Raw genomic sequence first — 19658 nt, 5'->3', positions numbered from 1 at the left:
GAAAATCAGTGCTCTTCAGATGCCATCGAGAGATAGACAATCGTCAGAACCATGAAAATAAAGGCTTGAAGCGTAATGATCAGGATGTGGAAAATAGCCCAAGGCACATTCAGAAGCCACTGTGACCACCACGGCAACAAACCGGCAATCAGGATGAAGATCAACTCACCCGCATACATGTTGCCGAACAGTCGCAGGCCCAGTGAAACAGGCTTGGACAGCAGGCTGACACCTTCAAGAATCAGGTTGATTGGAATGAATAACGGATGGTTGAACGGCTGCATGGTTAACTCTTTAACGAACCCACCAACGCCTTTCATTTTGATGCTATAGAACAGAATCAGGATAAATACGCCCAACGCCATCGACAGTGTAATACTCACGTCTGCGGTAGGGACGACACGCAGTGCCGGCAAACCAAACACATGCTCGCCAATAAACGGCAGCAGATCGATTGGCAGCAGATCCATCATGTTCATCAGGAATACCCAGACAAACACGGTCAGCGCCAGCGGAGCAATAACCTTGCTCTTGCCGTGATACATATCACGAACGCTACTGTCGACGAAGCCCATGATAAGTTCGACGGCAGTTTGAAGTTTCCCCGGTACACCGCTGGTGGCTGTATTGGCTACTTTCTTGAAGATAAACAAGAACAGCGCGCCCAACACCACAGAGAAGAACAATGAGTCAATGTTCAACGTCCAGAATGTCGGGGTACCAGAGTGTGGTTCAACTAACTGAAAAGTACGCAGATCCAACTGAAGGTTATTCAGATGGTGGCTGATATAGTCCTTTGCAGTCCCATTTTCTCCAGATGCAGACATGATGCCTCTTACCCTTTTAGTTAAGTTCGGTAACTGTTAATCACGGCCGGTGCCACTATCTGCACCACTAACACCGCTAAATAGGTCAGGCCAAGCGGTACAAACGCCGCTTTAAACACCCCAAGCGCCACGATCAACAAAACTATGGTGATCAGGACCTTTAATCCCTCGCCGATGGCGAACGACCAGGCAACCCGACCGGGTGCCGGCGTCTGCGCCTGATGGCGCAAGGCAAACAGCATAAACATGGTGCTCGGCAACCAGGCAGCGAGACCGCCCGCCAATGCCGAACCGCTCCATTCCAGGCTTTTCAGACCGAAAGCAGCGCTGATCAGAACAAAAGTCATTAACTGCAGAAACAGCAATTTGCGAGCAACTTTTCCGCTGTAAAGGGACACAGACATGACGTTTGTTCTCTCCGTACCCCTGAGGAGGTATGCTGAGTGACGTATAAAACTTTCTTTACTGCTCTGAGTCAAGCAGCAAAAAACGAGCAAATTATACGGGGCATACCAACGAATTCAATCGATAAGTAGCGAAAAGGTGAACAATTATTTAAATTCCCCCATTTCAGGCTATTTTCACAAGAAAACGGTCGGAATAATAGGGCTCATTTAATTGTCTGATTATTCCAGTGTTACAGCAAGAAACGTGTAGTTGCTCACAATAATACCTATTTCTGATTTATAGCCCACGGCCAACCAAAGCGTCTTTAGCAAATCGGGCGATCAAAAAGATATTATAAATCAGAATATTACAAGTTAACTGTTCAAAAACAATCCGTCTACCCGCTAAAAACCTTTTATTGACAGCTTCAGGGATAATATTCCAACAGCTAATTAACATTAGCAGCAAAGCAAGATCCTTCACTTATGGTTGCTAACGAAACTATTACGATCTGCAATTACCCTATTGTCACCAATTGGTGGCTATTTTTGTGTTAATAAAAAGTAAATTAACTAAAAAAACCACCCATTGATTAGTCTGCTTACTTTAACCATGGGCACTATCTTTTAATTAGCGCTTACTTGATCAAAAACAAACTCAGTTTGCCTTAAGGATAACCAGATGACGTTCACCTTCGAGTTCCGGTACCTGCAGACGTACGACCGATTCCAACTCAATGCCCGGCGGCAACTGCGTAAGCTCTTCGTCTGGGCGTACTCCTTTCAGCGCGTAGAAACGCCCCTGCCCTTTTGCCGGCAAATGATGACACCAGGACAGCATATCCTGCAGTGAGGCGAAGGCGCGGCTGATGACGCCGTCAAACGGCGGCTCCGCAGGAAACTCCTCAACGCGGCTCTGAACCGGCTCTACGTTGGTCAAACCCAGTTCATGCTGCACCTGACGCAGGAAGCGTACACGCTTGCCCAGGCTGTCGAGCAAGGTGAAATGGGAATCGGGACGAACAATGGCCAGCGGAATGCCTGGCAAGCCGGGACCGGTGCCCACGTCGATAAAACGCTTACCCTGCAGATGCGGGTTAACTACGATGCTGTCGAGAATATGGCGAACCAGCATTTGCTGCGGATCGCGCACCGAAGTGAGGTTATACGCCTTGTTCCACTTATCCAGCATGCCGACATAGCCCAGCAACTGCTGTTTTTGCCGATCGGGAAGCGTAATGCCTGCCGCTTTGAGCAACGAATCTAATTTTTTCTGCACAATGAGTCCTTAGACTGGCGCACAACGGCAAGCCAGGTAGGGGCTGCCCAAGAAGGTGACCATAATAATTCAGGCCAGAAACGATGTCAGCGGCCGTTTGCCGATCAAATAATCAAACGGCCGCCCAAAAACAGGATTTATGCGCTGCGGCGCAGCAGCCCCTGCTTTTTCAGCCAAATCAGTAGAATTGAGATCGCCGCCGGCGTGATGCCAGAAATGCGTGAAGCCTGGCCGATCGAATTCGGCTTGTGGTCATTCAACTTGGCGATCACTTCATTCGACAGGCCAGAAACCTGCTGGTAATCGAGATCCAACGGCAGCACGGTGTTCTCATTGCGCTGCTGTTTTTCGATCTCTTCCTGCTGGCGAGCAATATAACCTTCGTATTTTACCTGGATCTCAACCTGCTCGGCTGCCTGAGTATCGGCCAGCGGCGGCGCAAATGCCGCGACGGAGGTCAATTGGGTGTAATCCATTTCCGGGCGGCGCAGCAGTTCTTCACCGTTGGCTTCACGCGACAGCGGTGCTTTCAGCAGCGCATTCACCTGCTCGACGTTTTCGGCGTGCGGGTGCATCCAGATGTCGCGCAGGCGCTGACGTTCCTGTTCGATGTGCTCGAGTTTTTCGCTAAAGCGTGCCCAGCGGGCATCGTCCACCAGGCCCAGTTCGCGGCCTTTTTCCGTCAGGCGCAGATCGGCATTGTCTTCACGTAACATCAGGCGGTATTCGGCACGTGATGTGAACATGCGGTACGGCTCTTTGGTGCCCAGGGTGCTGAGGTCGTCCACCAGCACGCCCAGATAAGCCTGATCGCGGCGTGGTGACCAGCCTTCGTCTTCATTGGCGTAGCGCCCGGCATTCAGGCCGGCCAACAGGCCTTGCGCTGCAGCCTCTTCGTAACCGGTGGTGCCGTTGATCTGGCCGGCGAAGAACAGGCCCTGAATAAATTTGCTTTCCAGCGTCGGCTTCAGATCGCGAGGATCGAAGAAATCATACTCGATGGCATAGCCTGGTCGAATGATCCGGGCATTTTGCATCCCTTCCATCGAACGGACGATCTGCATCTGTACGTCAAACGGCAGGCTGGTGGAGATGCCGTTTGGATAAATTTCATTGCTGGTCAGGCCTTCCGGCTCAAGGAAGATCTGGTGCGCGTTACGATCGGCAAAACGCATCACCTTGTCTTCGATCGACGGGCAGTAACGCGGGCCGATCCCTTCGATGATCCCGGCATACATCGGGCTGCGATCGAGGTTATTACGGATCACATCATGGGTTTTTTCATTGGTGTAGGTGATGTAACACGCCATTTGTTCAGGGTGTTGCCCAGCGTTGCCCATGAACGAGAACACCGGGATCGGTGTATCACCGTGTTGAGGTGCCAATACGCTGAAATCTATGCTGCGGGCATCGATACGCGGCGGTGTGCCGGTTTTCAGTCGGTTAACACGCAAAGGCAATTCACGCAGTCGCTGTGACAGTGAGATCGATGGCGGATCTCCAGCACGGCCACCGCTGTAGTTTTCCAGGCCAATGTGGATCTTGCCGTCCAGGAAGGTACCTACGGTCAGTACTACCGCCTTGGCGCGGAATTTTAGCCCCATTTGGGTCACGGCACCGACAACGCGATCGTTTTCCACGATCAGATCTTCGACCGGTTGCTGGAAGATCATCAGATTGGGCTGGTTCTCCAGAGCAGTACGTACCGCTTGACGATACAGTACTCGGTCAGCCTGAGCCCGGGTGGCTCGTACCGCAGGGCCTTTGCTGGCGTTTAGTATCCTAAACTGGATACCGGCATGGTCGATCGCCGTGGCCATCAGGCCGCCAAGTGCATCAATTTCCTTAACCAGATGCCCTTTACCAATACCGCCAATCGCCGGGTTGCAAGACATTTGCCCCAGCGTATCGATATTGTGAGTCAGTAATAAAGTCTGACGTCCCATACGTGCCGCAGCCATAGCGGCTTCGGTACCGGCATGGCCACCACCGATGATGATGACGTCAAATTGCTCTGGATAAAACATGGAACTGCACCTCGTCGTATTGCGAACGATCGTTGTTTGCCCTGGGGTGATGGATTCTACTCAAGTTTAGTCGATCGACCAAGTGGTCAGGATCCTTGAGTAATTAAAAGAAGATCTTTTTATTTAAAGATCTCTTTATTAGATCTCTTATTAGGATCGCGATCTTCTGTGGATAAGTGATTATTCGCGATTGAGATCAGCTAATTAAGGAGGATCGTTAGCTGTGAATGATCGGTGATCCTATGGCTTATAAGCTGGGATCTAAATGGCATGTTATGCACAGGACAAAAAGCGACCTAAGGTTGTTATTGGGATAACTACCGGTTTTACCCTGCTTTTAAGCATAGTTATCCACAATCGTTCGGGTGATCTTTGAACAAATTAGAGTAAATTAATCCAATTTTTCACCCATTCCTCTGCTGGATCCTCAGGAATTTCGTGTTCAGTCACGTCGATCTCGAGCCGATCGCCGATCCTTTTCGCTCCACGGGCAATCAGAAGATCGTCGATCCGTTGGATCGCACCACAGAAAGTGTCGTATTCAGAGCTGCCCAAACCGACTGCACCGAACTGCACCTGGGATAAATCAGGAAGCTGTTCTTCTATTTGTTCCAGCAGCGGTTGCAGGTTATCCGGTAAATCCCCGGCGCCATGGGTCGAAGACACCACCAGCCAGCGTCCGGACAGGGTCAATTCATCCAATTCAGGGCCGTGCAGGGTCTCGGTAGTAAAGCCTGCCGCTTCCAGCTTTTCAGCCAGGTGCTCGGCTACGTACTCGGCACTGCCAAGCGTACTGCCACTGATCAGAGTAATGTCTGCCATGAAATGAATGATCCCAACCTTCTCAAAGTGGCAGCATTGTACGCTGTGAATCGGCTGGGATCTACCTGTGGATAATATGGGTATAGTAAATAGTTGGCTAGGGAGTGATGGTACGCATGATGGGGTTCTGCAGCGAGATCAGGGTTTCAGTTGACTGGATCTCGTCGATAGTCTGGATCTTGTTGATAAGTACTTGTTGCAGCGCATCTATCGAGCGGCACATCACTTTGATAAACACGCTGTAGTGGCCGGTGGTGTAATAGGCCTCGACCACTTCCTCCAGGCTTTCGAGCTTTTTCAGTGCAGAAGGATAGTCTTTGGCACTCTTTAATATAATGCCGATAAAACAGCAGACGTCGTAGCCCAGGCGTTTGGGATTCACGTCTACCCTTGCTCCGGTGATGATACCGGCCTGCTTCATCTTCTCTACTCGCACGTGAATGGTTCCGGGACTGACGGCAAAGTTCTTCGCCAGTTCGGCATAAGGCGTGCGCGCGTTTTCCATCAAGGCATTAAGAATGCCTCGATCGAGATTATCGATCTGATAATTTTCAGCCATTTAATCCCCCACTAATTGCTGATTGTTGAATTATTACCGCATCAAAATGAACGATTAAAAGTGAAAAGGCAATATTGATTAGCGGATATTGAATTGTGGTGCCGTTCTGTTGCTTAATCGTTGGCAACAGAGACAGGTTTATAAGAGATACGGCAATGAAAAAACAGTTTATTCAAAAACAACAACAAATCAGCCTGGTTAAATCCTTTTTCTCCCGCCAGTTGGAACAACAGCTTGGCCTGATCGAAGTACAGGCGCCGATCCTCAGCCGTCTGGGTGACGGCACCCAGGACAACCTGTCCGGTAGCGAGAAAGCGGTACAGGTAAAGGTGAAAACCCTGCCGGACGCCACCTTCGAAGTGGTGCACTCACTGGCCAAATGGAAGCGTAAAACGCTGGGCAGCTATGACTTTGGCGCCGGTGAAGGCCTGTATACCCATATGAAAGCACTGCGTCCGGACGAAGATCGTCTGAGCGCCATCCATTCGGTTTACGTTGATCAATGGGACTGGGAGCGGGTGATGGGCGATGGCGAACGCAGCCAGGATTACCTCGAAAGCACCGTGCGCAGTATTTATGCGGCGATTAAGGCTACCGAAGGGGAAGTGAGTCGCGAATACGGCTTAACGCCGTTCCTGCCGGAGCAAATCCATTTTGTGCACAGCGAAACCCTGCTGCAACGCTACCCTGAACTGGATGCCAAAGGCCGTGAGCGGGCGATTGCTAAAGAGCTGGGCGCGGTATTTCTGATCGGTATTGGTGGCAAATTGTCACACGGCAAATCACACGATGTGCGTGCGCCGGATTATGATGACTGGACCACCCCAGCAGCTGAAGGGTTGGCCGGCCTGAACGGTGACATCCTGGTATGGAACCCGGTGCTGCAGGACGCCTTCGAACTTTCTTCTATGGGGATCCGCGTTGACGCCAGCGCGCTGAAACGCCAATTGGCACAGACCGGTGATGAAGATCGCCTGGCGCTGGAATGGCATCAGTCATTGCTGCGTGGCGAGATGCCACAAACCATCGGTGGCGGTATCGGTCAGTCGCGCCTGGTGATGCTATTGCTGCAACTGTCGCACATCGGGCAGGTACAGTGCGGCGTGTGGTCACCTCAGGTACGTGAGGCGGTAGAAGGGCTGCTGTAATACTCAGCGCCGCCAGCGGCGCATTAAGCGGCTTTTTAACCCGGTATCAAAGCGCCAGATATGATCGAAGATGCGCATGATACCGGGCTTGCCGTAGTTGGACATCGCCACTGCGTGAAAGCGCTGCTGGTGGTTTTGCTGCTGTTGTTTAACCTTCTTTATTATCTCCTCCGGCAATCGCTGGGCAATAAAGTCAGAAATGATCACCGCGTCGGCGTCGAACCAGCCGCTTTCCGTCATTTTGCTCACCGTGGCATTCAGGCAGGCCGCCAGATCGGTGCCGCCGCGAAAATGCTGACCGAGAAAGCGAACCGCCTGCTCAATACCGCTGGCGGCGGTCAGTTCGTAATGCACTATCTGGTTGGCGAACAGCATGATGTAGCAGCGGCGATTATCCGCCAGCGCAATGCGCAACAGCGCCAGACAGAAAGCCTTGGCGCACTGCTCGTTGAAACCGCCCATCGAACCTGAGGTATCCACGCAGACAATAAACGGCCCGCGAGGTTGTTGATCCTGCTGCTGGTGAGTGACCTGACGGATATGGATCTGTTCCTGCCAGACATCGCCCTGCAGACGATAGCTCAAAAGCCGTTTTTCCAGCAGGCGGCGGTAAAACTCAAACTCCAGCTCTTCAATGCCCAGCGTGACCAACTCGGGCGGCAGCAGGCGCAGAATATCGTCGCTCTGGTGAATGCCGCTGACCTCTTCCGGTAGCGTGGCCGGCACCTGCACCATCACGCGGAAAGGCTCCGGCAACGCGTCCTGCTGTTGCACCGCCTTGGCCTGATAGCTGCGCCCAAGCTGCTGTGCCAGCTTTTTCAGTTCCGGTTGCTGCTGCAAGAAATTGCCGTATTCCACCAGCCGTTGATAATCACCCCGTTGCAGATGGCCTTTACTCATATCCCACAGCCGCCCGGCAGCGGTGTCGTTTTCCGACAGCAGCGGCTCCAGGGCGCCACTCAGCGCCAGACGTTCCTGCAGCTCCGCCATCAGCTGTTCGCGTTCCTGTTCCAGCAATTGGTGATGCATCATGGTGGCCTGCAGCGTCAGGCTGATGCGCCAGCGCTGCAGAAACAGGGTTTGGAAGCTGTCATCCAGTGGATGGTTGGGCAGATCGGCGGCGTCCACCAGTGAGCGCGCCTGCTCATAAAAGGGAGAAACCAACTGACGCAGCAGATCCAGGGTGTCGTTAAGGTTGTGGAAGAACTGGGTGTTGTTCTCTAGCTGACACTGTTGATAACGATAGAATTCCTGTGCCAGCGCGGGCGGCACCATGGCTTCATGCAGGCGTTCTTTCAGCTGTAGCTTCCAGCGTGGCAGGTCGCGATCCAGCGCCCGGCGGATCGCCGGAAACTTTTTGAAGAAAATCGACAGCTGCGGTGCCGCCAGCATACCGATGATCATCTCCTCGATCAGTTCACCTTCGGTGATCGCCAGCAGCAGATCGAGCGTCTCCAGGCTGAGCATAATTACTGGCCGCGCATTTGCTGGTGCTGCTGTTTGATTTGTTCCGCCACCTGCAGCAGGCTGGCCTCAATTTTTGCCAGCCTGGCGACAGGGGTAAACAGGCAGGGCTGATGCTGACTGAATAACCGACGCTGTTCTGCCAGGCGCTGTGCAAGCTGATCCATTTCGTCCAGCATTGCCTGCGGCGTGCCGCTGGTCTGCTTGCCGGGCTGGGCCAGTAAAGAGGGCTGGCGGCTGACGTCCAGTACCGTCAGATGCAGTTGCTCGTCCACTTCCAGGTCAATCTGCTGAGCAAAGCCAATGCCGTTCAGTTTGGCGCGCACGTCGCCGCCTTTTTGCAGCCAGTTTTCCAGCGCGATGTTTTCAATACTCAGATGGTTGACCTGAATATCATGCAGCTGCAGCGGTTTTTGCAGCAACAGGGTCAGGGTGCCGGTACCGAGTGGCGTGGCCAGGGCAAACTGGGGCTTTCTGCTGAACATGCCGCCCTTTTTTACCAATGTAATAGCCTGGCTGTCGCTCTGCTGTTGCTGATGCTGTAGCCAGCGGGTATGGATCTGTTGCAGTTGGATCAGCAAGGTTTGCTGTTGATAGGCCGACTCGTTCAGCAACTGCTCAACTTGCTGTTGCAGCAGTTTCAGCGAGCTGAGGTCGTGCCACAGGCAGTCTTTCAGCAGCAGCAGATCGATTGGGGCCACGGTGTCGCGACCACTGAAGAAAGCACAGGCCTGCAACAGCCGCAGCGCTTTTTTCCAGCGACGATCGGAAACGTAAGGGGCACTTTCCAGTGCATCCAGCCGCTGGCGCAGTTGGAATATCAGTTCAAAGCAATTCTCAGGCAGTTTGATTTTGTCGATCTGCGATTGCCACTGGTGATATTCCTCGTCACTGATGCTCAGTGCTTCGGGCACCGGGTTTTCATTCTCGTTCTGGCGGCTGACCAGCAGTGAGCGGAAATTCTGTTTGTCCTGCACTTTATCCAACCACAGGCGTATCAACATGCGGTCATACAAGGCTTCCAGACTGTTGTCGGCTTCCGGCAGTTCGTTGGAGGCGGTGACCAGCAGCCGCAGTGGGATGGGTTCTTCGTTATTACCGTTACGGAAGCGGCGTTCGTTAATCGCCGTCAGCAGGGTATTGAGGATCGCCGGGCCGGCCTTCCAGATCTCATCCAGAAACACGATTTCCGCTTCGGGCAGGTAGCCGGTGGTCAGACGTTGGTAGCGGCCTTCGTCCTTTAACGCCTGGATCGACAATGGGCCGAACACTTCTTCCGGCGTTGAGAAGCGCGTCATCAGGTATTCAAACGAGCGCGCGCTGCGAAAGGCGAATTTTAGCCGACGGGCAATCAGGCTTTTGGCGATGCCCGGTGGGCCAAGCAGAAACACGCTTTCACCGCTGAGCGCCGCCAGCAAACACAGGCGAATGGCTTCCTGCCGTTCATAAAGACCGCTCTCCAGCGCGCTGCTGAGGCGGGAAATCCGTTCTGCAAGAAGTGATGATGACGCCATATTATTGTCGTGTTGTCCGAGGGTTAGCCAATCTTGGTGGATAATCCGATGATAAACCACCATTATTTTTAATGGTATAGCTTGTTGATTAGTAAAATCTTTCTATTATCAAAAGGGTGGCTGGTTCACATTTTGTTTATTTTTAAGCTCTGATATAAGGATAGGCAAGCAGTATAAATCGTGCATACTGTGCGCCTTTTAGTGGGCGTAACGGATCTTAGAGCCCGTATCTCTGGCGGATGCGGATGCATCGCTAACGGATGTTCTAATAAAGAAACGAATTATGAGCACAGAGCATAAACAGTCCTTATCGGCGGTAACCCTGGCGGCAATTGGGGTGGTTTACGGTGATATCGGCACCAGCCCTCTCTATACTCTCCGAGAGTGTTTCTCCGGCCATTACGGCTTCGATGTTCGTCCAGACGTGGTTTTCGGTTTTCTTTCGCTGATCTTCTGGATGTTAATCATCATTGTTTCCCTCAAGTACCTCACCTACGTCATGCGGGCGGATAACGCCGGTGAAGGGGGGATACTGACGCTGATGTCGCTGGCCGGGCGCCATACTTCGGCGCGGACAACGTCCATATTGGTGATCCTGGGTCTGATTGGCGGCAGCTTCTTCTATGGCGAGGTGGTGATCACCCCGGCGATATCGGTGATGTCGGCGATAGAAGGTTTGGAAATTGCCGCGCCGTCGCTGGATGGCTATATAGTCCCGCTGTCGATTCTGGTATTGACCCTGTTGTTCGCCATCCAAAAGCACGGTACCGGCAGCGTCGGCAAGCTGTTTGCGCCGGTCATGCTGCTGTGGTTTATCGTTCTGGCGGTGCTGGGGGCTCGTAGCATCATGGCCAACCCGGAGGTGCTGCAGGCGCTGAACCCGAAATGGGCGCTGAACTTCTTTATCGAATATAAGAAGGTTTCGTTCTTTGCGCTGGGTGCGGTTGTGCTGTCGATCACCGGCGTTGAGGCGCTGTACGCCGACATGGGTCACTTTGGCAAATTCCCTATTCGTCTGGCCTGGTTCACCGTGGTGCTGCCTTCGCTGGTGCTGAATTATTTCGGCCAGGGTGCCTTGCTGCTGAAAAATCCTGAGGCAATTAAAAACCCGTTCTTCCTGCTGGCACCGGACTGGGCGCTGATCCCGCTGTTGATTCTGGCAACGCTGGCTACGGTTATCGCCTCACAGGCGGTGATCTCCGGCGTGTTCTCGCTGACCCGCCAGGCGGTGCGTCTGGGTTACCTGTCGCCGATGCGCATCATCCATACTTCGGAGATGGAATCCGGTCAAATCTACATCCCGGTGATCAACTGGACGCTGTATATCGCGGTCGTGCTGGTGATTATTGGTTTCGAACATTCCAGTAATCTGGCGGCGGCATACGGTATTGCGGTGACCGGCACCATGGTATTGACCAGTATTCTGGTGACCTCGGTGGCGATCAAAAATTGGCACTGGAACCGCTTCTTCGCCGTTGGCATTCTGGTTATCTTGCTGATTATTGATGTGCCGATGTTCTCCGCCAACGCCCTGAAGCTGTTCTCTGGCGGTTGGCTGCCGTTGCTGCTGGCACTGGTGATGTTCATCATCATGACCACCTGGAAAAGCGAGCGTTTCCGCCTGTTGCGCCGCATGCACGAACATGGCAATTCCCTCGAGGCAATGATCGCCTCGCTGGAAAAATCACCGCCGGTACGGGTGCCCGGAACTGCGGTCTTTATGTCGCGTGCCATCAACGTGATCCCTTTTGCGCTGCTGCATAACCTTAAACACAATAAGGTGCTGCATGAGCGAGTGGTGCTGTTGACGCTGCGCACTGAAGATGCTCCTTACGTCCACAACGTGCGGCGGGTAACTATCGAACAACTTTCGCCAACCTTCTGGCGGGTGGTGGCCAGCTACGGCTGGCGTGAAACGCCGAACGTGGAGGAAGTGTTCCACCGCTGTGGGTTGGAAGGGCTGCCGTGTCGGATGACGGAAACCTCGTTCTTTATGTCGCATGAGTCGTTAATCCTGACCAAGCGGCCGTGGTACCTGTTCCTGCGCGGCAAGCTGTTTATCGCACTGAGCCGAAACGCGCTGCGTGCGCCGGACCAGTTTGAGATCCCACCCAATAGGGTGATCGAGCTGGGAACCCAGGTCGAGATTTAACTTCCCCCTCAAGGGCTCAGCAACCGCTGGGCCCTTTCTGTTTATGTTCTCGGTAACTATGTTCTCGGTAACACCAGCGAAACGTTTCGATAGCGATCACATTTCTGCACTGTCCCGGTTGCCTTCTGTTGGCGTTTTTTTAAACTCCAGACACAAGCGAAACGTTTCGCTGGTGGAGTGAGAAGAAAAAATGAAAAAAGGCGTGCTGCTGAATGCTGATGTTTCTGCCGTGGTTTCCCGCCTCGGCCATACCGACCAGATCGTCATCTGTGATGCGGGGTTGCCTATTCCGGCGGCAACGCAGCGTATCGATCTGGCGCTGACCCAGGGTGTACCGACGTTTTTGCAGGTGCTCGGGGTAGTGACGCAGGAAATGCAGGTAGAGAGCGCCATTCTGGCGGAAGAGATAGTTAAACAAAATCCGCAGCTCCATCGTGCGTTGTTGGCTCAACTGACCGAACTTGGCCAACACCAGGGCAATACCATCAGCGTGAGCTATATCAGCCACAGTGCGTTCAAAGCGCAAACTGAACATAGCCGGGCAGTGATCCGCAGCGGGGAATGTTCGCCGTATGCGAATGTCATCCTCTGCGCCGGCGTAACTTTCTGAGGCATTTATGCAACCTTTACTGCAACTGAAAGGGATCGATAAAGCCTTTCCCGGCGTGAAGGCGCTTTCCGGCGCCGCACTCAGCGTTTATCCCGGCAAGGTGATGGCGCTGGTGGGGGAAAACGGTGCCGGGAAATCCACCATGATGAAAGTGCTGACCGGTATTTATAACAAAGACGCCGGCAGTCAGTATTTTCTCGGTAAAGAGGTGGCATTCACTGGGCCAAAGGATTCGCAAGAAGCGGGTATTGGCATTATCCATCAGGAACTGAACCTGATCCCGCAGTTGACGATCGCGGAAAACATCTTCCTCGGCCGCGAATTTGTGAACCGTATTGGCCGCATCGACTGGAAGCGCATGTATGCCGAAGCCGACAAGCTGTTGGCGCGGTTAAACCTGAGTTACAGCAGCCACCGGTTAGTGGGCGAGCTGTCGATCGGCGATCAGCAGATGGTGGAAATAGCCAAGGTGCTGAGCTTCGAATCCAAAGTGATCATTATGGATGAACCGACGGATGCGCTGACCGACACTGAAACCGCCTCTTTATTTAAAGTGATCAACGAGCTGAAGGCCGAAGGGCGCGGCATTGTTTATATTTCGCACCGGCTGAAAGAGATTTTTGAAATTTGCGACGACGTCACGGTGTTTCGTGACGGGCAGTTTATTGCCGAGCGTCCGGTCAGCGAGCTGCAGGAAGATTCGCTGATAGAAATGATGGTCGGCCGCAAGCTGGAAGAACAGTACCCACGCCTGAATCTGCCGCGCGGCGAAAAACGGCTGGAGGTCAGCCAGGTTTCCGGTCCGGGTGTGGATGATGTCAGCTTTACCCTGTACCGGGGCGAAATACTAGGTGTGGCCGGGCTGATGGGCGCCGGGCGTACCGAGCTGATGAAAATTCTCTACGGTGCCGCACCGCGCAAATCCGGTACCGTCAGCCTCGATGGCCGCCCGGTGGTGACCCATTCTCCGCAGGACGGTCTGGCGAACGGCATTGTGTATATCTCCGAAGACCGCAAGCGAGATGGTCTGGTGCTGGGGATGTCGGTGAAGGAAAATATGTCGCTGACGGCACTGCGCTATTTCAGCCGTGCCGGCGGCAGCCTGAAACAGGCAGAAGAGCAACAGGCCGTGGGTGACTTCATCCGTTTGTTCAATATCAAGACGCCGTCGATGGAACAGCCGATTGGCCTGCTCTCCGGCGGCAACCAACAGAAAGTGGCGATCGCCCGTGGCCTGATGACGCGGCCAAAGGTGCTGATCCTCGATGAGCCGACGCGCGGTGTCGACGTCGGTGCCAAAAAAGAAATCTATCAGTTAATCAACCAGTTCAAGCAGGAAGGGCTGAGCATCATTCTGGTGTCTTCGGAAATGCCGGAGGTGCTGGGCATGAGCGACCGCATCCTGGTGATGCACGAAGGACATCTCAGCGGTGAATTCCCGATTGAACAGGCCACCCAGGAAGCGTTGATGGCTGCGGCCGTTGGCAAGCAATACGGCGTAAAGCAGGAGTAATCAGATATGAGTTCCCAGAGTGCGGCAAAACGCTGGTTCAGTAAAGAGTGGCTGTTAGAGCAAAAATCACTGATTGCTCTGCTGGTGCTGATCGCCGTGGTCTCTTCAATGAGCCCGAATTTCTTCACCGTAAACAACCTGTTCAATATTCTGCAGCAAACCTCGGTGAACGCCATTATGGCGGTGGGGATGACCTTGGTGATCCTCACTTCCGGCATCGATCTGTCGGTGGGATCGCTGCTGGCGCTGACCGGTGCGGTGGCGGCGTCGATCGTCGGTTTTGAAGTTAACGCGGTGGTGGCCGTGGCGGCGGCGCTGGCATTGGGAGCGGCAGTCGGCGCCTGTACCGGGGTGATCGTGGCCAAAGGCAAGGTGCAGGCGTTTATCGCCACTCTGGTGATGATGCTGTTGTTGCGCGGCGTCACCATGGTCTACACCAACGGCAGCCCGGTGAATACCGGCTTTACCGTCGTGGCCGATACCTTCGGCTGGTTCGGCATCGGCCGTCCGCTGGGCGTTCCCACGCCAATCTGGATTATGGCGATCGTGTTTATCGCCGCCTGGTACATGCTGCACCATACTCGTCTGGGCCGTTATATTTATGCTCTGGGCGGTAACGAAGCGGCGACCCGCCTGTCCGGCATCAGCGTCGATAAAGTGAAGATTATCGTTTATTCGCTTTGTGGACTGCTGGCGGCGTTGGCGGGGGTGATCGAAGTGGCACGCCTGTCTTCCGCGCAGCCAACCGCCGGTACCGGCTATGAGTTGGACGCCATTGCCGCGGTGGTGCTGGGTGGTACCAGCCTGGCCGGTGGCAAGGGTCGTATTGTTGGTACGTTGATCGGGGCACTGATCCTTGGCTTCCTGAACAACGGTCTGAATTTACTGGGTGTTTCTTCCTACTACCAAATGATCGTGAAGGCAGTGGTGATACTGCTGGCGGTTCTGGTAGAGAACAAAAGCAACAAATAACCTCCCCCTACAGGAATCACGATGATGAAAATGAAAAAACTGGCAATTCTGGCTTCAGCCTTCGCGCTGAGCGCCTCCCTTAGTGCTAACGCGCTGGCTAAAGACACCATCGCGCTGGTGGTTTCTACCCTGAATAACCCGTTCTTTGTGTCAATGAAAGAGGGCGCACAGCAGGAAGCCAATAAGCTGGGTTACAACCTGGTGGTGCTGGACTCGCAAAATAACCCGGCGAAAGAACTGGCGAACGTACAGGATCTGATGGTGCAGGCACCCAAGTTGCTGCTGATTAACCCAACCGACTCCGATGCGGTCGGCAACGCCATCAAGATGGCCAACCAGGCCAAGATCCCGGTCATTACCCTGGACCGTGTGGCGAGCAAAGGTGAAGTGGTCAGCCATATCGCTTCTGATAACCGCGTCGGCGGTAAAATGGCCGGTGACTTTATCGCTAAAAAAGTGGGTACGGACGCTAAAGTGATCCAGCTGGAAGGGATCGCCGGTACCTCCGCCGCCCGTGAACGTGGCGAAGGCTTTAAACAGTCGCTGGATCAGAACAAATTCAAACTGCTGGCCAGCCAGCCGGCAGACTTCGACCGTACCAAGGGCCTGAACGTGATGCAGAACCTGCTGACCGCTCACCCGGACGTACAGGCGGTATTTGCCCAGAATGATGAAATGGCGCTGGGTGCACTGCGTGCGTTGCAAACCGCCGGTAAAACCGACGTGGTCGTGGTAGGCTTCGACGGCACCGCTGACGGCGTGAAAGCGGTTGAAGGCGGCAAACTGGCGGCGACCGTGGCGCAGCGCCCGGATCAGATCGGCGTAATCGGCGTAGAAACGGCGGATAAAGTGTTGAAAGGCGAAAAAGTGCCGGCCACTATCCCGGTTGATCTGAAACTGGTCACTAAATAACACTCTGTAGCACCAGCGCCATCAAAACGGGGCGTTTATGATGGCGCACAATTCAGGAATCAATGCGATGGCAACAGGTAAGCTGGTGGTTTTGGGCAGTATCAATGCCGACCATATCCTTAATATTGAGCAGTTTCCCCGTCCGGGTGAAACGGTGATCGGGAAGCAGTATAAAGTGGCGTTTGGCGGCAAAGGCGCCAACCAGGCGGTGGCGGCAGGGCGCAGCGGCGCGGATATCGCTTTTATCGCCTGCGTGGGCGCTGATGACATCGGCGAACGCATTCGTCAGCAACTGGCTACCGATCGCATTGATACCCAACCGATAGAGGCGATTGCCGAAAACACGACCGGCGTAGCGCTGATTTTTGTTAATGCTGAAGGCGAGAACGTGATCGGCATTGATGCCGGCGCCAATGCGGCAGTGACTCCTGACTATCTGGCTCGCTATCAGCAAAAAGTGATCGATGCCGACGCGTTGTTGATGCAGCTCGAGTCTCCGCTGGAGACGGTTATCGCCGCCGCCAGCCTGGCGAAACAGCATCAGACTCAGGTGATCCTCAATCCTGCGCCGGCACGTGAACTGCCGGACGAATTATTGGCAATGATCGATATGATTACGCCAAACGAAACTGAAGCCCAGCGCCTGACCGGTATTGCGGTCAATAATGATGATGATGCCGCGCGTGCCGCACAGGCTTTGCATGATAAAGGCATTGCCACTGTGATCATCACCCTCGGCAGCCGTGGCGTTTGGCTGAGTGAAAACGGCAAGGGTAAGCTGGTGCCCGGCTTCAGGGTTAAAGCCGTAGACACCATCGCCGCTGGCGACACCTTCAACGGGGCGCTGGTCACGGCGCTGCTGGAAGGCAAAACCATGGCGGATGCGGTACGCTTTGCCCATGCGGCGGCGGCCATTGCGGTGACCCGTCCAGGCGCCCAGCCTTCGGTGCCCTGGCGCGAAGAGATCGACATCTTCTTGCAGCAGCAGGAGTAATCCCCTTGGCCACCATGAAAGACGTCGCCCGCCTGGCGGGCGTTTCAACCTCGACGGTCTCGCACGTCATTAATGACAATCGCTTTGTCAGCGACAGCGTGCGGGCCAAAGTCATGGCGGCCGTTGAACAACTGAACTATGCGCCTTCTGCACTGGCGCGCAGCCTCAAACTGAACCAGACGCGTACCATCGGCATGCTGGTTACCTCCAGCAATAACCCGTTTTATGCCGAAGTCGTGCGCGGCGTTGAGCGCAGTTGCTATGAGCGTGGCTACAGTCTGATCCTGTGCAATACCGAAGAAGATGCCGCACGCATGAATCGCAACATGGAGACGCTGTTGCAAAAACGCGTCGATGGCTTGCTATTAATGTGCACCGAAAATCATCGGCCATCGCAGGACGCGCTGAGTCGCTATCCTTCGTTGCCGATCGTCATGATGGATTGGGCGCCGTTCGAAGGGGCCAACGATATCATTCAGGACAACTCGCTGCTGGGCGGTGAGATGGCGACCTATCACCTGATCGCCCGTGGGTATCGCAAGATTGCCTGCATCGCCGGCCCACAGGATAAAACTACCGCACGCCATCGGCTGGAAGGCTACCGTCGCGCCATGCAACGCTCCGGATTGGCAGTCTTGCCGGGGTACGAAGTGCACTGCGATTTTGAGTTTGAAGGCGGCGTGGATGCCATGAAGCAACTGCTGGCGCTGGCTGAACCCCCGCATGCGGTATTCGCCGGTAACGATGCGGTAGCCGTAGGTGCCTATCAGGCGCTGTATCAGGCCGGATTGTCGGTGCCGCAAGACATGGCGGTGATGGGCTACGATGATATAGAGCTGGCCAAATATCTGGCCCCACCGTTAAGTACTATTCACCAACCGAAAGATTCACTGGGGGAGTTGGCGATTGATACGCTGATTAACCGCCTGCAGAACCCGGACCGCGAAGCCCAGGTTCTGGTGTTGACCCCTGAGCTGGTGGAGCGTGCTTCGGTCGGTTACCGTTAACCCGCGGTTTTAACCGGTTTCTTCGGGTCCTGGCCGCTGATCAGGTTACGGCCGTCCTTTCTTCTCAGTAACATAAACACAAACGCCGAGGCCACGGTGACAATCCCCATGGTAATAAAGGTGTAGTGGAAGTGATCGACCATGGTCCCCAGCGACATGGTTTGATAGAAACGCAGTACCGCCGCGCTGATCGCCACCCCGAAGCTGATGGAAAGCTGTTGAGTTACTGCCAGCACGCTATTGCCGGAGCTGGCGTTGGCGTCATTCAAATCTGCCAGGCTGATGGTATTCATGGCGGTGAATTGCGTAGACATCGCCATCCCCAGCACGAACAACGGCAGGATCATCAACCACAGCGGCATTCCTGGGCTTTGCAGCGCGAACTGAGCAATCAGCACGCCAATAATGACGGTGATGCCGACCAGCGTTTTACGATAACCGAACCAGCGCAGCACCTGAGTGACGGTGGATTTCGCCATCAATGATCCGACCGCGGTCGGCGCCATCATGCAACCGGCAATAATCGCCGAGTAACCGAAACCCACCTGCAACATCAGTGGCATCAGGAAGGGTACACAGCCGGTGCCCAGCCGTGAGGCGACGTTACCGGCAATCCCCACCGAGAAGGTTCGGGTCTGGAACAGGTCCAGGCCAATCAGCGGTTGAGGATGCCTGCGGGCATGGGCGATATAGCCGAACAGCATCACCACGCCGCTGAGCAGAATGCCCAATGAGATATAGCTGGCCAGCACCTGCTCACCAAACAGTTCCAGCCCGGTAGAAACCAACACCAGGCTCAGGCCAAACAGCATAAAGCCAATGAAGTCGAAGCGGCGCTTGGGGGTGGTAAAGTCCGGCATATATTTACGCGCATAGAAGATGCCGAGCAGGCCAATCGGGATATTGATAAGGAAAATCCAGTGCCAGGTGGCGTAGGTCACCAGCCAACCGCCCAGCATCGGCCCCATGATTGGCCCAACCAGCCCCGGCATGGTCACGAAGTTCAGCACCGGTAACAGCTCGCTGCGTGGGTAGGCGCGCAGCAGAGCCAGGCGCGCCACCGGCATCATCATCGCACCGCCGACACCCTGAATGACTCGTGAAGTTACCAACAGGCTTAACGTCGGAGAAAGCGCACACAGCAGCGAACCGAGAGTAAACAGAGAAACGGCGATGATAAACACCCGGCGGGTACCGAAGCGATCCGCCAGCCAGCCGCTGACCGGGATCAGCATCGCTACCGTCAGGGTATAGCTGATAACCGCCGACTGCATCGCCAACGGCGAGCGCTCAAGACTTTGAGCTATCGCCGGCAACGCCGTATTGAGGATGGTGGCATCCAGTGCCTGCATAAAGAACGCCATGGCGGCGATCCAGGGTAGTCCTGCCATACTGCGCGCGGATTTGGTCATTGTGAGTCCCGGTTAACTGTCGTCTTCGTCCCTTTCATCTTCTTCTATATATAAGTAGGG

General features: G+C 54.3%; 17 protein-coding genes. 8 read left to right on the top strand and 9 right to left on the bottom strand.

Annotated features, from left to right (window positions below):
• Positions 1 to 5 precede the first annotated feature (5 nt).
• The 6 genes from atpB to asnC form a co-directional block, all read right to left on the bottom strand.
• The gene (gene atpB, locus ACNT1W_RS02045) at positions 6 to 827 is read right to left on the bottom strand and encodes a F0F1 ATP synthase subunit A (protein ID WP_012004481.1); all 822 of its coding nucleotides are present in this window, start codon (positions 825 to 827) and stop codon (positions 6 to 8) included.
• A 20-nt stretch (positions 828 to 847) separates the two neighbouring features.
• Complete coding sequence (atpI, locus tag ACNT1W_RS02040) at positions 848 to 1231, bottom strand: F0F1 ATP synthase subunit I (protein ID WP_012004480.1); 384 nt, start codon at positions 1229 to 1231, stop codon at positions 848 to 850.
• A 640-nt stretch (positions 1232 to 1871) separates the two neighbouring features.
• Positions 1872 to 2492, bottom strand: a complete 621-nt coding sequence (gene rsmG, locus ACNT1W_RS02035; RefSeq protein ID WP_012147576.1) for a 16S rRNA (guanine(527)-N(7))-methyltransferase RsmG — start codon at positions 2490 to 2492, stop codon at positions 1872 to 1874.
• 137 nt (positions 2493 to 2629) lie between these two features.
• Positions 2630 to 4519, bottom strand: a complete 1890-nt coding sequence (gene mnmG, locus ACNT1W_RS02030; RefSeq protein WP_012147575.1) for a tRNA uridine-5-carboxymethylaminomethyl(34) synthesis enzyme MnmG — start codon at positions 4517 to 4519, stop codon at positions 2630 to 2632.
• A 381-nt stretch (positions 4520 to 4900) separates the two neighbouring features.
• Positions 4901 to 5341, bottom strand: coding sequence for an FMN-binding protein MioC (gene mioC, locus ACNT1W_RS02025; protein WP_012147574.1), 441 nt, complete (start codon positions 5339 to 5341; stop codon positions 4901 to 4903).
• A 97-nt stretch (positions 5342 to 5438) separates the two neighbouring features.
• On the bottom strand, positions 5439 to 5900 hold the full coding sequence (gene asnC / locus ACNT1W_RS02020; protein WP_004950461.1) for a transcriptional regulator AsnC: 462 nt from the start codon (positions 5898 to 5900) through the stop codon (positions 5439 to 5441).
• A gap of 155 nt (positions 5901 to 6055) precedes the next feature.
• Between asnC and asnA the strand changes: the two genes are divergently transcribed.
• Complete coding sequence (gene asnA, locus ACNT1W_RS02015) at positions 6056 to 7048, top strand: aspartate--ammonia ligase (RefSeq protein WP_012147573.1); 993 nt, start codon at positions 6056 to 6058, stop codon at positions 7046 to 7048.
• Positions 7049 to 7051: 3 nt separating this feature from the next.
• Here asnA and viaA read toward each other — a convergent pair whose 3' ends face one another.
• Together viaA and ravA are read right to left on the bottom strand one after the other, a co-directional pair.
• Positions 7052 to 8515 (bottom strand): ATPase RavA stimulator ViaA, encoded by a 1464-nt coding sequence (gene viaA / locus ACNT1W_RS02010; protein WP_012147572.1) that lies wholly within the window; start codon positions 8513 to 8515, stop codon positions 7052 to 7054.
• Positions 8516 to 8517: 2 nt separating this feature from the next.
• Positions 8518 to 10026, bottom strand: coding sequence for an ATPase RavA (gene ravA / locus ACNT1W_RS02005; RefSeq protein ID WP_419246348.1), 1509 nt, complete (start codon positions 10024 to 10026; stop codon positions 8518 to 8520).
• A gap of 283 nt (positions 10027 to 10309) precedes the next feature.
• On the opposite strand from ravA, the gene kup reads away from it, so the two are divergent.
• The 7 genes from kup (at position 10310) to rbsR (ending at position 18186) form a co-directional block, all read left to right on the top strand.
• A complete protein-coding gene (gene kup, locus ACNT1W_RS02000) occupies positions 10310 to 12178 on the top strand; it encodes a low affinity potassium transporter Kup (protein WP_012147570.1) in 1869 nt (622 codons plus the stop codon).
• Positions 12179 to 12368: 190 nt separating this feature from the next.
• A complete protein-coding gene (gene rbsD, locus ACNT1W_RS01995) occupies positions 12369 to 12788 on the top strand; it encodes a D-ribose pyranase (protein ID WP_012147569.1) in 420 nt (139 codons plus the stop codon).
• 7 nt (positions 12789 to 12795) lie between these two features.
• A complete protein-coding gene (rbsA, locus tag ACNT1W_RS01990) occupies positions 12796 to 14301 on the top strand; it encodes a ribose ABC transporter ATP-binding protein RbsA (RefSeq protein WP_112362308.1) in 1506 nt (501 codons plus the stop codon).
• A gap of 6 nt (positions 14302 to 14307) precedes the next feature.
• The gene (gene rbsC, locus ACNT1W_RS01985) at positions 14308 to 15273 is read left to right on the top strand and encodes a ribose ABC transporter permease (protein WP_419246347.1); all 966 of its coding nucleotides are present in this window, start codon (positions 14308 to 14310) and stop codon (positions 15271 to 15273) included.
• A 24-nt stretch (positions 15274 to 15297) separates the two neighbouring features.
• Positions 15298 to 16185 carry a ribose ABC transporter substrate-binding protein RbsB gene (gene rbsB, locus ACNT1W_RS01980; RefSeq protein WP_041419089.1) on the top strand — a complete coding sequence of 296 codons (888 nt, stop codon included), beginning with the start codon at positions 15298 to 15300 and terminating at the stop codon, positions 16183 to 16185.
• Between the two features lie 67 nt (positions 16186 to 16252).
• Entirely contained in the window at positions 16253 to 17179 is a 927-nt protein-coding gene (gene rbsK / locus ACNT1W_RS01975; RefSeq protein WP_218217345.1) for a ribokinase, read from the top strand.
• A 5-nt stretch (positions 17180 to 17184) separates the two neighbouring features.
• Entirely contained in the window at positions 17185 to 18186 is a 1002-nt protein-coding gene (rbsR, locus tag ACNT1W_RS01970) for a ribose operon transcriptional repressor RbsR (protein ID WP_419246346.1), read from the top strand.
• Here the strand turns inward: rbsR and mdtD are convergent.
• Positions 18183 to 19598, bottom strand: a complete 1416-nt coding sequence (gene mdtD / locus ACNT1W_RS01965; protein ID WP_012147563.1) for a multidrug transporter subunit MdtD — start codon at positions 19596 to 19598, stop codon at positions 18183 to 18185. The two genes, rbsR and mdtD, sit on opposite strands and share 4 nt — an antisense overlap.
• Positions 19599 to 19658 lie beyond the last annotated feature (60 nt).

The sequence above is a fragment of the Serratia sp. NFX21 genome, from assembly GCF_048517035.1.
Classification (GTDB): domain Bacteria; phylum Pseudomonadota; class Gammaproteobacteria; order Enterobacterales; family Enterobacteriaceae; genus Serratia; species Serratia quinivorans.
Note: the sequence above shows the minus strand (reverse complement) of the source record. Positions and strands in the feature narration are given on the sequence as shown.

What these genes read in the sequence shown, in the direction of transcription:
- atpB (WP_012004481.1), bottom strand. Translation starts at nt 827, where the DNA reads ATGTCTGCATCTGGAGAAAATGGGACTGCAAAGGACTATATCAGCCAC.
- atpI (WP_012004480.1), bottom strand. Translation starts at nt 1,231, where the DNA reads ATGTCTGTGTCCCTTTACAGCGGAAAAGTTGCTCGCAAATTGCTGTTT.
- mnmG (WP_012147575.1), bottom strand. Translation starts at nt 4,519, where the DNA reads ATGTTTTATCCAGAGCAATTTGACGTCATCATCATCGGTGGTGGCCAT.
- mioC (WP_012147574.1), bottom strand. Translation starts at nt 5,341, where the DNA reads ATGGCAGACATTACTCTGATCAGTGGCAGTACGCTTGGCAGTGCCGAG.
- asnC (WP_004950461.1), bottom strand. Translation starts at nt 5,900, where the DNA reads ATGGCTGAAAATTATCAGATCGATAATCTCGATCGAGGCATTCTTAAT.
- asnA (WP_012147573.1), top strand. Translation starts at nt 6,056, where the DNA reads ATGAAAAAACAGTTTATTCAAAAACAACAACAAATCAGCCTGGTTAAA.
- viaA (WP_012147572.1), bottom strand. Translation starts at nt 8,515, where the DNA reads ATGCTCAGCCTGGAGACGCTCGATCTGCTGCTGGCGATCACCGAAGGT.
- ravA (WP_419246348.1), bottom strand. Translation starts at nt 10,026, where the DNA reads ATGGCGTCATCATCACTTCTTGCAGAACGGATTTCCCGCCTCAGCAGC.
- kup (WP_012147570.1), top strand. Translation starts at nt 10,310, where the DNA reads ATGAGCACAGAGCATAAACAGTCCTTATCGGCGGTAACCCTGGCGGCA.
- rbsD (WP_012147569.1), top strand. Translation starts at nt 12,369, where the DNA reads ATGAAAAAAGGCGTGCTGCTGAATGCTGATGTTTCTGCCGTGGTTTCC.
- rbsA (WP_112362308.1), top strand. Translation starts at nt 12,796, where the DNA reads ATGCAACCTTTACTGCAACTGAAAGGGATCGATAAAGCCTTTCCCGGC.
- rbsC (WP_419246347.1), top strand. Translation starts at nt 14,308, where the DNA reads ATGAGTTCCCAGAGTGCGGCAAAACGCTGGTTCAGTAAAGAGTGGCTG.
- rbsB (WP_041419089.1), top strand. Translation starts at nt 15,298, where the DNA reads ATGAAAATGAAAAAACTGGCAATTCTGGCTTCAGCCTTCGCGCTGAGC.
- rbsK (WP_218217345.1), top strand. Translation starts at nt 16,253, where the DNA reads ATGGCAACAGGTAAGCTGGTGGTTTTGGGCAGTATCAATGCCGACCAT.
- mdtD (WP_012147563.1), bottom strand. Translation starts at nt 19,598, where the DNA reads ATGACCAAATCCGCGCGCAGTATGGCAGGACTACCCTGGATCGCCGCC.